12 protein-coding genes are annotated in these 11,143 nt (G+C 63.4%); 3 read left to right on the plus strand and 9 right to left on the minus strand.

Features of this window, described 5'->3' with window-relative positions; translation table 11 throughout:
• Positions 1-7 precede the first annotated feature (7 nt).
• The 8 genes from rfaE1 to cmk form a co-directional block, all read right to left on the minus strand.
• Complete coding sequence (rfaE1, locus tag NKT35_RS22525) at positions 8-970, minus strand: D-glycero-beta-D-manno-heptose-7-phosphate kinase (RefSeq protein ID WP_305883448.1); 963 nt, start codon at positions 968-970, stop codon at positions 8-10.
• Positions 971-980: 10 nt separating this feature from the next.
• Entirely contained in the window at positions 981-2,300 is a 1,320-nt protein-coding gene (locus NKT35_RS22530; protein ID WP_254297508.1) for a UDP-glucose dehydrogenase family protein, read from the minus strand.
• Complete coding sequence (gene pyrF, locus NKT35_RS22535) at positions 2,297-3,040, minus strand: orotidine-5'-phosphate decarboxylase (RefSeq protein ID WP_254297509.1); 744 nt, start codon at positions 3,038-3,040, stop codon at positions 2,297-2,299. Before pyrF ends, NKT35_RS22530 begins: the two co-directional genes overlap by 4 nt.
• Positions 3,041-3,098: 58 nt before the next feature.
• Complete coding sequence (gene lapB, locus NKT35_RS22540) at positions 3,099-4,256, minus strand: lipopolysaccharide assembly protein LapB (protein ID WP_254297510.1); 1,158 nt, start codon at positions 4,254-4,256, stop codon at positions 3,099-3,101.
• A gap of 55 nt (positions 4,257-4,311) precedes the next feature.
• A complete protein-coding gene (locus NKT35_RS22545; RefSeq protein WP_254297511.1) occupies positions 4,312-4,605 on the minus strand; it encodes a LapA family protein in 294 nt (97 codons plus the stop codon).
• Positions 4,606-4,741: 136 nt separating this feature from the next.
• Positions 4,742-5,056 carry an integration host factor subunit beta gene (locus NKT35_RS22550; RefSeq protein ID WP_254297512.1) on the minus strand — a complete coding sequence of 105 codons (315 nt, stop codon included), beginning with the start codon at positions 5,054-5,056 and terminating at the stop codon, positions 4,742-4,744.
• Positions 5,057-5,063: 7 nt separating this feature from the next.
• On the minus strand, positions 5,064-6,755 hold the full coding sequence (gene rpsA / locus NKT35_RS22555; protein WP_254297513.1) for a 30S ribosomal protein S1: 1,692 nt from the start codon (positions 6,753-6,755) through the stop codon (positions 5,064-5,066).
• Positions 6,756-6,849: 94 nt separating this feature from the next.
• Complete coding sequence (gene cmk / locus NKT35_RS22560) at positions 6,850-7,518, minus strand: (d)CMP kinase (protein ID WP_254297514.1); 669 nt, start codon at positions 7,516-7,518, stop codon at positions 6,850-6,852.
• A gap of 193 nt (positions 7,519-7,711) precedes the next feature.
• Between cmk and aroA the strand changes: the two genes are divergently transcribed.
• The 3 genes from aroA to NKT35_RS22575 all read left to right on the plus strand — a co-directional run bounded on the left by aroA (position 7,712) and on the right by NKT35_RS22575 (position 10,138).
• Complete coding sequence (gene aroA, locus NKT35_RS22565) at positions 7,712-9,001, plus strand: 3-phosphoshikimate 1-carboxyvinyltransferase (RefSeq protein WP_254297515.1); 1,290 nt, start codon at positions 7,712-7,714, stop codon at positions 8,999-9,001.
• 59 nt (positions 9,002-9,060) lie between these two features.
• Entirely contained in the window at positions 9,061-9,495 is a 435-nt protein-coding gene (locus NKT35_RS22570) for a pyrophosphohydrolase domain-containing protein (protein ID WP_254297516.1), read from the plus strand.
• A gap of 97 nt (positions 9,496-9,592) precedes the next feature.
• The gene (locus tag NKT35_RS22575; protein WP_254297517.1) at positions 9,593-10,138 is read left to right on the plus strand and encodes a cytochrome b; all 546 of its coding nucleotides are present in this window, start codon (positions 9,593-9,595) and stop codon (positions 10,136-10,138) included.
• Here the strand turns inward: NKT35_RS22575 and NKT35_RS22580 are convergent.
• Positions 10,135-11,121 (minus strand): LacI family DNA-binding transcriptional regulator, encoded by a 987-nt coding sequence (locus tag NKT35_RS22580; protein WP_254297518.1) that lies wholly within the window; start codon positions 11,119-11,121, stop codon positions 10,135-10,137. The two genes, NKT35_RS22575 and NKT35_RS22580, sit on opposite strands and share 4 nt — an antisense overlap.
• Between the last annotated feature and the right edge of the window lie 22 nt (positions 11,122-11,143).

Genomic DNA, 11,143 nt, shown 5'->3' on the forward strand with positions numbered 1-11,143 from the left:
GCTTGTCTTATTGGGCGAACAGCTCGCCCTGGCTGCATACTGCGGTGCCCAGTTTGCCCACCACCACGCCAGCGGCCGCATTGGCCAGGCTCATCGCCGCCGGCATCTCCAGCCCGGCGGCCAGCGCCAGGCCCAAGGTGCCGATCACGGTATCTCCGGCGCCGGACACATCGTAGACCTCACGGGCGAAAGTGGGCTGATGCAAGGCGCCGGACTCGCGGAACAGCGTCATGCCCTCCTCGCTGCGGGTGACCAACAGCGCGTCCAGGTTCAGCTCCTCGCGCAGGGCCTGGGCCTTGGCTGTCAAAGCGGCCTCGTCCTTCCAGCTGCCCGCCACCTGGCGGAACTCGCTGCGATTGGGCGTCAGCAGCGTGGCGCCGGCGTATTTGCTGTAATCATCGCCCTTGGGATCGATCAGCACCGGTTTGCCCGCCGCGCGCGCCAGGCGGATCATGTCCGCGACATGCGCCAGGCCGCCCTTGCCGTAATCGGACAAGATCACCACGTCATGCTCGGTCACAATCTCGGCGAACTCCTCCAGCTTGCCAGCCAGGATTTCATGGCTGGGCGCGTCCTCGAAGTCCAGGCGGATCAGTTGCTGCTGCCGCGCCACCACGCGCAGTTTCACGGTGGTGTCGATATTCGGGTCGCGTTTGAGCGAGGTGGCGATGCCGTCGGCCTGCAGCAGGCGCTCCAGCGCGTCCGCAGCCTCGTCGTCGCCCACCACCGATAAAATGGTGGCCAGGCCGCCCAGGCCGGCGATATTGCGCGCCACATTGGCCGCGCCGCCGGCGCGCTCCTCGCTGCGGGAGATCTTGGCGACCGGCACCGGCGCCTCGGGGGAGATCCGCGACACATCGCCGAACCAGTAGCGGTCCAGCATCACGTCGCCCACCACCAGCACGCTGGCCTTGGCCAGTTTCTCGGCAAGCAGGGCCGCATCCAGCCCCAAGTCTTGCATGATACCCATGTTCAGTCTTTCAGCGGCCTATGGCCAGGTAATCAAAGCCTTGCTCGCGCAGCCAGGCCGGGTCGTACATATTGCGGCCGTCGAAAATCAACGGCTGTTTCAAGCTGCGGCGGATCTTGTCGAAATCCGGCGCGCGGAACATCTTCCACTCGGTAACAATCAACAAGGCGTCCGCATCCGGCAGCGCCTGCATCATGTCGTCGACAAAAGCCAGCCGCGGAATGCCGGCCATCACCCTTTGCGCCTCATGCGAAGCCACCGGATCGAAGGCGACGATCTCGGCGCCGCGGCGGCTCAGCTCTTCCACCAGCACGCGGCTGGGCGCTTCGCGCATATCGTCGGTATTCGGCTTGAACGCCAGGCCCCACATGGCGAAACGGCGGCCGGACAGATCGTCGCCGAAGCGAGCCACGATTTTTTCGACAAGCCGCAGCTTTTGCGCCTCGTTGGCCTCCTCCACCGCCGTCAACACGCGCAGCGTATGGCCGTTTTCCTTGGCCGTCTGCACCAGCGCCTTGACGTCCTTGGGGAAGCAGGAGCCGCCGTAACCGACGCCCGGATACAGGAAATGGTAGCCGATGCGCGGGTCCGATCCCATGCCCAGCCGCACCTGCTCGATGTCGGCGCCCATGGTCTCGGCCAGATTGGCCAGCTCGTTCATGAAGGAGATGCGCGTCGCCAGCATGGCGTTGGCGGCGTACTTGGTCAGCTCCGCGGAGCGCACATCCATCAGCAGCACGCGTTCGTGATTGCGCTGGAACGGCTTGTACAGGCGGCGCATGATGTCCGCGCCGCGCTCGTCGTCCACGCCGATCACCACGCGGTCCGGACGCATGAAATCGTCGATGGCCGCGCCTTCCTTCAGGAATTCCGGATTGGACACCACGCTGAACGGCAGGTCCGCGCCGCGGGCGGCCAACTCTTCGGCGATGACGGCGCGCACCTTGTCGGCCGTGCCCACCGGCACCGTGGACTTGTCCACCACCACGCGGTAGTCCGTCATGTAGCGGGCGATATTGCGCGCGGCGGCCAATACGTACTGCAGGTCGGCGGAGCCGTCCTCATCCGGCGGCGTGCCGACAGCGATGAACTGCACCTCGCCGAAAGCGACCGACTCGGCCACGTCGGTGGTGAAATGCAGGCGGCCGGCGGCCACATTGCGCTTCACCATCTCTTCCAGGCCCGGTTCGAAAATCGGGATGCCGCCGTTTTGCAGAATCTCGATCTTGCGCGGGTCCACATCCAGGCAGCAAACCTGATAGCCGGTTTCAGCCAGGCAGGTGCCGGTGACCAGGCCTACATAGCCGGAGCCGATGACGGTGACTTTCATGACTGCTTATTCCGATAGTGCTGAATGTCTTGATTGATCGCGCGCAGCGTGGCCAGCGGATCGGCGGAGCCGGTGATGGAACGGCCGATCACCAGGTAATCGGAGCCGGCTTGCAGCGCCGCCAGCGGCGTCATCACACGGCGTTGATCGTCATTGCCGCTCTCGGCCAAGCGAATGCCCGGCGTGACCAGCTTGAAGTCCTGCCCCAGCGCCTGCTTCAGCATCGAGGCTTCCTGGGCGGAACACACCACGCCGTCCAGGCCGCAGTCGCGAGTCAGCGTCGCCAGACGGCGCACATGCTCTTCCGGAGAAACGGAAATGCCTATTTCGGCGAGGTCGGACGCGTCCATGCTGGTCAGCACCGTCACCGCGATCAGCAGCGGGCGCTGGCTATAGCCGGCCAGCGCCTCGCGCGCGGCCTCCATCATGCGGCGGCCGCCGGAAGCGTGCACATTGACCATCCATACGCCGGCATCGGCCGCCGCCTTGCAGGCATGGGCGACCGTATTGGGAATATCGTGGAACTTCATGTCCAGAAATACCTGGAAACCGCGCGCGCTCAGCGTTTCAACCAGGTTGCGGCCGCTGGAAGTGAACAATTCCTTGCCCACTTTCAAACGGCACTCGGACGGGTCCAGTTGGCTGGCGAAATCCAGCGCCTTGGCGGCGTTGTCGAAATCCAGCGCCACCAACACCGGCGAATCGATCCGCGCATCCGCGGCGGCGATCAAAGGGTTCATGCATGCTCCATCATTCTGTTGATTCATCGCGCGGGCATCCGCCGCGCGGCCAAGCCGCTCACGTTTCGGAGCGGTTGGCGGTAAAGCTTTCCCATTCGCCGCAAGCCGGGCAATGCCAGAAGAAGGCGCGCGAACGGAAATTGCAGCACTTGCAGCGATGCACGCTCAAGCGTTGCGAATGCTTGAAAATCAAGGCGCGGGTCACTTCCGCGTCCATGCGGCCTTCCGGCGACATTTCGTCCATCTGCGCATCGATCAGCCGGTAAACGCCGGCCAGGCTGGGACGCGCGTGCACAGCTTCGCGCACTCCCTCCAGCGCCTTGGCCTCGCCTTCGTAAGTGGCGATTTTCTGGTACAGCAAGTCCGCCAGTTCCAATTGCGGGAAGGTGCGCTGGTAGCCGCGCAGCAACGCGATCCCCTCCAGCGGGCGGCCTTGCTTTTCATAGGCGTCGAACAAACGCTCCGCAGCCATGGCCAGGTATTCGTAATTCTGCTTTTCAATGCCCTGCCAGGCCGCGATGGCGGCCTCGGCATTGCCTTCGGCGAATTCGATATCGCCCAGCAATAGGCTGGCGCGCACGCATTTGCGGTTGGCGGCCAGCGCTTCCGCCACATATTGGCGCGCCTGGCTATAACTGGATTTGAACAGCTCGCCCTGCGCCAGTTCGCAATAGAACTGCGCCACCTCGTGCTGGAAAGAATGCGCGTCGCTGCGCAGTTCTTTGGCGGTTTCAATCGCCTTCTGCCAGTCGCGGTCCTGCTGGTAGATGTCCAGCAACTGGCGGCGCGCCGCCAGACCCATATTGCCGTCCAGCAGTTTCAGCAAGATTTCCTCGGCGCGATCCACCAGGCCTGCCTTGCGGAAATCCTGGGCCAGCTCGTTGCGCACCAGGTCGCGCTGCTCGCCCGGCAAATCAGCCGAGTCCAACATTTTCTGATGCAGACGGATGGCGCGGTCATTCTCGCCGCGCTTGCGATACAGCTTGCCCAGAATATGTTGCAGCTCCAATGCGGAGCCCTGCTGCCGCGCCACTTCGGACAAGGATTGCGCGGCGATGTCGGTCTTGTCTTCGACCAAGGCGTCCAGGCCGCGGAAATACGAGCTGGGCACCGACTTCGCCTGCTTGAGCACGGTGCGCATGTCGACCCGGGCCGCGAACCAGCCCAGACCGAAGAAGGCTGGAAACAACAGCAGCCACCAAAGATCCAGTTCCAAAACAATCCTTTCGGGAAGGCAAAGACAGGGCCGCAGCGGGCCCTGGTAGACATTCTCAGTCGGCGATCGCGTCGCTGGGATCGCTGACCGTGCGCGCGGCCGGCGGACGATTGCGCAGCTCTTTTTTCAGCTGCGACAGTTCGCGGCGCGTCTTCAGATAGTAGCTGAACGTGGCGAGCAGGCCGACCAAGGCCCCAGCCACGAAAAACAGCAGCAGAAATACGATGAACGGCGCAGACCATGACTGGCCGAAGAACAGCTTGAATTCCACCGAATGGCTGTTCTGCACGGTCACGGCGATCAGCAGCAGCAAGAGAGCCAGTTCGACGATGCGCAAGAGATATCGCATGGATACGCCCGATGAGTTTGCCGGAGTGCAATTCTAAACGATAGGCCGCCACAACCCAAGCGGCGCTTGCAACGGAAACGAAAAAAGCGCCGCATGAAGCGGCGCTTTTCAGCACAAGACCAGTGAAACCGGGCGATCAGGCCTGAGTCTGTTCCAGAAGGGACAGGTCCACCCGTTCGCGCAATTCCTTGCCAGCCTTGAAATGAGGCACATATTTCTCAGGAACCGAGACGCTGGCGCCCGACTTGGGGTTGCGGCCGACCCGCGGCGGACGGTAGTTCAAATCGAAGCTACCAAAACCGCGGATCTCAATCCGGCTACCTTGCGCCAGGTTGCTGGCCATCGCATCCAAAATGGTTTTGACGGCCAGCTCAGCATCTTTGTAGACCAACTGAGAATTGCGCTCGGCAAGTCTCTCGGACAGCCGCGCGATCAGCTCAGATTTGGTCATGACGCTATTACTCGTTGGAACCGGACAGTTTAGCCTTCAGCAGGGCACCCAGGTTGGTGGTGCCGGCGGAAGCGCTGTCAACGGACAGGTTCTTCATAGCAACGTTGTCTTCCTGAGCGTCCTTAGCCTTGATGGACAGACTGATGTTGCGGGACTTGCGATCCACGGCAACGATCACGGCTTCAACTGCATCGCCATCCTTCAGGATGGTGCGAGCGTCTTCCACGCGGTCGCGGGACAGCTCGGAAGCGCGCAGGTAGCCTTCAACGTCGATATCCAGAGCGATAACGGCGCCCTTGGCGTCAACAGACTTAACGGTGCCCTTAACCAGAGCGCCCTTGTCGTTCATCGCAACGAAGTTGTTGAACGGATCGCCTTCCAGTTGCTTGATGCCCAGGGAGATGCGTTCTTTTTCCACGTCGATGGACAGAACAACGGCTTCAACCTCGTCGCCCTTCTTGAACTTGCGCACGGCTTCTTCGCCAGCTTCGTTCCAGGACAGGTCGGACAGGTGAACCAGGCCGTCGATGCCGCCCGGCAGGCCAACGAACACGCCGAAGTCGGTGATGGACTTGATCGCGCCCTTCAGCTTGTCGCCCTTGTGGAAGTTGTCGGCAAACTCGTTCCACGGGTTGGCCAGGCACTGCTTCATGCCCAGGGAGATACGACGACGGTCTTCGTCGATTTCCAGGATCATGACTTCCACTTCGTCGCCAACCTGAACCACCTTAGACGGGTGTACGTTCTTGTTGGTCCAGTCCATTTCGGACACGTGCACCAGGCCTTCGATGCCTTGTTCGATTTCCACGAACGCGCCGTAGTCGGTCAGGTTGGTCACCTTGCCGAACAGACGGGTGCCGGACGGGTAGCGGCGGGACAGGCCCACCCACGGATCTTCGCCCAGTTGCTTCAGACCCAGGGATACGCGGTTCTTCTCTTGGTCGAACTTCAGTACCTTGGCTTCCACTTCGTCGCCAACCGCCAGAACTTCGGACGGGTGCTTCACGCGGCGCCATGCCAGGTCGGTGATGTGCAGCAGGCCATCGATGCCGCCCAGGTCAACGAACGCACCGTAGTCGGTGATGTTCTTGACGATACCCTTGATGACTGCGCCCTCTTTCAGGGTTTCCAGCAGAGCCTTGCGCTCTTCGCCCAGGGTTTCTTCCAGCACGGAGCGGCGGGAAACCACGACGTTGTTGCGCTTGCGATCCAGCTTGATAACCTTGAACTCGATCTGCTTGTTTTCGTACGGGGTGGTGTCTTTCACCGGACGCACGTCAACCAGGGAGCCCGGCAGGAAGGCGCGGATGCCGTTGACCATGACGGTCAGGCCGCCCTTGACCTTGCCGCTGATCAGGCCGGACAGGATGGTGCCGGCTTCCAGAGCTTCTTCCAGCTCAACCCAAGCGGCCATGCGCTTGGCTTTTTCGCGGGACAGCTTGGTCTCGCCGAAGCCGTTTTCCAGCGCGTCGATAGCGACGGTCACGAAGTCGCCGATGGCAACTTCGACCACGCCTTGGTCGTTCTTGAACTCTTCGGCCGGAATCAGGGATTCGGACTTCAGGCCGGCGTTCACGGTAACAAAGTTGGAATCAACAGCCACAACTTCGGCAGTGATCACTTCGCCCACACGCATGTCGTGCAGGGTCAAGCTTTCTTCAAACAGCTGGGCGAAGTTTTCCATGGAGAGGGTAGTCATCAAGCGTACTCTCGGTTGCACGCCTCACGGCGTGCGGGGTTAGGGTTGAACACGCGCGGGTTTTGCAATGCAACAAAACCAACGCTTAAAAAAATCAATGGCCGGAAACCTGTCTTTCCTCAAACCACACGAGGACCTTGTCGACCGCCTGGTCTATGGTCAGCTCCGTGGTATCGAGCAATAAGGCGTCCGGCTCCTGGCGCAGCGGCGCTACCGGCCGGGCGGCATCGCGCGCGTCCCGATCGATAATGTCCTGCATAATCCGGGGGAGATTAGCAGATTCCCCCTTGCCGATCAACTGCTTATGACGGCGGCTGGCGCGCTCGTCGGCGCTGGCCGTCAAAAATATCTTCAAAGTCGCGTCCGGAAACACCACCGAACCCATGTCGCGGCCATCAGTCACCAGGCCCGGCGCCAGCCGAAAGTCGCGCTGGCGCTGCAACAGCGCCTCGCGCACCTCGGGCAGCGCGCCCACCTTGGACGCGCCGATGCCGATTTCTTCCGCGCGGATATCCTGGCTGGCGTCGTTGCCTTCCAGCCACACCGCGCCGTCGGAGAACTCCACCGGCAAGTTCGCCGCCGCTTCCGCCAGCTCTATCTCGCTGGCCCAGTCAATGCCGTGGCGGCGCGCATACAGCGCCAACAGGCGGTACAGCGAACCCGAATCCAGGTAGTGGAAGCCAAGCCGCTCGGCCACCAGCGCCGCGACCGTGCCCTTGCCGGAGGCCGAGGGGCCGTCGATGGTTATCACCGCTACTGTCATCTGCAATCTGATCCTGTTTAATCCCGAGGCCGCGCGGCGCGCATCGTCGATGGCGGCGCGGCCAAACCGCGGATTGTAACCCAAGATGCGGCCCGCCGCTCGCCCGAGCGCGCAGACAAACGATTGCAAGACCCTTGCGCCGCCGGGTACAGTGTTCCCATCCGACGACTAGACACACCTTCGCCCGAACCCTATGGAACAACTCGCCCTCGCCCCCTGCCGCCGCCTGCAAGGCGCCATCAAACTCCCCGGCTCCAAGAGCATTTCCAACCGCACCCTGCTGCTGGCCGCGCTGTCCAGCGGCAGCACCCTGGTGCGCGATCTGCTGGATTCGGACGATATCCGCCACATGCTGGCGGCGCTGAAGCTGCTGGGGGTGAAGATAGAGCAACTGGGCGACAGCCGCGACTTCCGCGTGCAAGGCTGCGGCGGCGCCTTCCCGGTGAAAAACGCCGATCTGTTCCTGGGCAACGCCGGCACCGCATTCCGTCCGCTCACCGCCGCGCTGGCCTTGATGGACGGCCATTACCAGCTGTCCGGCGTGCCGCGCATGCACGAGCGCCCGATCGGCGACCTGGCGGACGCGCTCAACGCGGCCGGCGCCGACATCCAATATCTGGGCCAGCCCGGCTTCCCGCCGCTGGCCATTTCGCCGGCCTCTGTGCGCGGCGGCGAGCCTATCCGCGTCAAAGGCAATGTTTCCAGCCAATTTCTCACCGCCCTGCTGATGGCGCTGCCGCTGTTGGGCACGCGCAGCGAAATCGAAGTGGTCGGCGAGCTGATCTCCAAACCGTATATCGAAATCACCCTCAACCTGATGGCGCGCTTCGGCGTCAAAGTGGAGCGCCAGGGCTGGGAGCGCTTCGTCATCGCCGCCGATCAGCCGTATATCTCGCCGGGAGAAGTGTATGTGGAAGGCGACGCTTCCAGCGCGTCCTATTTCCTGGCGGCTGGCGCGCTGGCCGGCGGACCGGTGCGGGTGGAGGGCGTGGGCGCGGCCAGCATCCAGGGAGATGTGAAGTTCGCCGACGCGCTTGCCCTGATGGGCGCGGATATCCGCAGCGGCGACAACTGGATCGAGGCCAAGGCCGAAGGCAAGCTCAAAGCCATAGATCTGGACTGCAACCACATCCCGGACGCGGCGATGACGCTGGCCGTGCTGGCGCTGGCCGCGGAAGGCACAACAACCTTGCGTAATATCGCCAGCTGGCGCGTCAAGGAAACCGACCGTCTGAGCGCGATGGCGACCGAGCTGCGCAAAGTGGGCGCGACAGTGGAGGAAGGCCCGGATTACATCCGCGTCACGCCGCCGGCCGAGCTGACGCCGAACGCCGTGATCGACACCTACGACGACCACCGCATGGCGATGTGCTTCTCGCTGGTTTCGCTGCTGGGCGCGCCGCTTGTCATCAACGACCCAGGCTGCACGGCCAAGACCTTCCCGGATTATTTCGAGGCGCTGGCCGCGCTGCAACCGCAATAATCACAATATATTGATTCATCATCGCCCAGGCTTCACAATATATGGAAAGGAGCCTAGCCATGAGCAATCTATTCGAAATGCGCCGCGACTTCATGCGGCGCTTCGACATCCCCTCCCCCGCCCATCCCGAATTCCAACCGGAACAACTGGCGATGTGGCAGACCATGCTGGACGAAGAGCTGGCCGAGCTGCGACAGGCGCTGGCGGATTATCGCCAGCTGCCCGGCCAATCTCCCGAGCAACAGCTGCAAAGCCGCGCGGAGCTGACCGCCGAGGCCGTCGACGTGCTCAATGTGGTATGCGGCTTGCTGTTGTCGCAAGGCCTGCCGCTGGAGACCATGTGCCAGGCGATACACGACGCCAATCTGCGCAAGTGCGTGGACGGCAAAGTGGTGCGCCGCGAAGACGGCAAAGTGCTGAAACCGGAGGGCTGGCTGCCGGCCGACAAGACCGGCGTCATTCTGGCGGCGCAAACCATGGCTAAAAAGCGCTGATCGAGACATAAATCGCTGCAGCAGGCGGCTTGCGGTCAATACTTGCTCAATAATTGCGCTATAAAATGACCGGGTTGAATTCAGAAATGGAGCCGCCATGCTGCGCAATTCCCAACACAGCTACGGCCGCGTCGCCCGCGCCCTGCACTGGCTGTGCGCCGCCGCCATCATCGCCGCCTTGGTTTTCATCGAGATCAAGGGCAATTTCCCCAAAGGCAGCGATGTCCGCAGCGGCCTCAGCTACGCCCACATCCAGGCCGGCCTGATCGTCCTGCTGCTGGCGCTGCCGCGCCTGCTGTGGCGCCTGGGCAACCGTCCGCCGGACATCACGCCCAAGCCGCATCGCCATGCCGACCTGCTGGCCCATGCCGGCCACTGGGCCCTGTACGCCTTGATGATAGCCTTGCCCATCCTCGGCATCGCCTTCATCCAGGCCAAGGGCCGCGAGGTAGGCCTGTTCGGGCTGGCCTTGCCGACTTTGGTGTCGCCCGATCCGGCGCTGGGCGGGCAATTGAAGGACCTGCATGAGCTGCTGGGCAATGTGCTGTTGTGGCTGAGCATTCTTCACGCCGCCGCCGCAGTATGGCACCACCGCTTCCTCAAGGACGACACGCTGACGCGGCTGATCGGCCCGCTGCGCTAAACCCGCCGCCGGCTGGAGCCCCGCGCCACCAGCCGGCCGGCCAGCACCACCTTGCGCGCCGCGCGCTGCGGATCCTGCAGCCGCTGCAGCAGCATCGCCATCGCCTCCGCGCCTATCGCTGCCACCGGCTGCTCGATCACCGTCAAGCCTTCGCCCACCAGCTCCGTCCAGCCCTCGTTGTCGAAGCCCGCCAGCGCCACGCCGCCGGGAATCGCCGCCCCCTGCCCGCGCGCCGCCTTGACCGCGCCCAGCAGCAGCAAGCCATTGCTGGCAATCAAGGCCTCCGGCGCGTCCGCCCCGGACAGCCACGCCGCCGCCGCGCGTTCCGCCTCTTCGGCGCTGGGCGCAACGAACCGCGCCGGCGCGTCCAAACCTGCCTGGCGCATCGCGGCCTCGAAACCGGCATGGCGCTCCGAACCGGTGCTGCTGGTATTGCCGAACAGGCCGCCGATGCGGCGATAGCCCTGCTCCAGCAGATGCGCCACCAGCAAGCCCGAGGCCGCGCGATTGTCCAGCACCACCGCGTCGCAGGCGGCATCGGGCGCGGCGCGGTCTATCATCACCACCGGAAAGCCCAGCGCCCCCGGCCGCCAATCCGCCGCGCCGCTGCGGGTGGCGGCCAGGATCACCCCGCTCACCCTCTCCTCCTGCATCAGCCGCAGATACATCGCCTCCTTGGCCGGGTCTTCATCGGTATTGCACAGAATCACCCGCATCCCGGCCGCGTAGGCGGCGTCCTCCACCGCGCGGCTCACCGCGGTGAAAAAGGGGTTGCGGATATCGGACACGATCAGCCCCACCGTCTGGCTCAATTGCGAGCGCAAACGGCGGGCCGACAGATTGGGGCGATAGCCGCACTGCGCGACGGCCGCCTCCACTTTGGCTTTCAGTTCCGGGCTGACCGGGCCATTGCCTAGCGCCCGCGACACGGTGGCCACGGAAACGCCGGCCAGCGCGGCGACATCCTTGATGCTGGTGCTCATGGCTTGGTAATCGTTTTCATCA

It is taken from the genome of Chromobacterium sp. IIBBL 290-4 (genome assembly GCF_024207115.1).
GTDB lineage: Bacteria > Pseudomonadota > Gammaproteobacteria > Burkholderiales > Chromobacteriaceae > Chromobacterium.

Bases quoted from the DNA above. Each gene is read 5' to 3' on its own strand.
- NKT35_RS22545 (WP_254297511.1), bottom strand. From the start codon at position 4,605: ATGCGATATCTCTTGCGCATCGTCGAACTGGCTCTCTTGCTGCTGCTG.
- NKT35_RS22580 (WP_254297518.1), bottom strand. From the start codon at position 11,121: ATGAGCACCAGCATCAAGGATGTCGCCGCGCTGGCCGGCGTTTCCGTG.
- pyrF (WP_254297509.1), bottom strand. From the start codon at position 3,040: ATGAACCCTTTGATCGCCGCCGCGGATGCGCGGATCGATTCGCCGGTG.
- aroA (WP_254297515.1), top strand. From the start codon at position 7,712: ATGGAACAACTCGCCCTCGCCCCCTGCCGCCGCCTGCAAGGCGCCATC.
- cmk (WP_254297514.1), bottom strand. From the start codon at position 7,518: ATGACAGTAGCGGTGATAACCATCGACGGCCCCTCGGCCTCCGGCAAG.
- NKT35_RS22575 (WP_254297517.1), top strand. From the start codon at position 9,593: ATGCTGCGCAATTCCCAACACAGCTACGGCCGCGTCGCCCGCGCCCTG.
- NKT35_RS22570 (WP_254297516.1), top strand. From the start codon at position 9,061: ATGAGCAATCTATTCGAAATGCGCCGCGACTTCATGCGGCGCTTCGAC.
- NKT35_RS22530 (WP_254297508.1), bottom strand. From the start codon at position 2,300: ATGAAAGTCACCGTCATCGGCTCCGGCTATGTAGGCCTGGTCACCGGC.
- NKT35_RS22550 (WP_254297512.1), bottom strand. From the start codon at position 5,056: ATGACCAAATCTGAGCTGATCGCGCGGCTGTCCGAGAGACTTGCCGAG.
- rpsA (WP_254297513.1), bottom strand. From the start codon at position 6,755: ATGACTACCCTCTCCATGGAAAACTTCGCCCAGCTGTTTGAAGAAAGC.
- rfaE1 (WP_305883448.1), bottom strand. From the start codon at position 970: ATGGGTATCATGCAAGACTTGGGGCTGGATGCGGCCCTGCTTGCCGAG.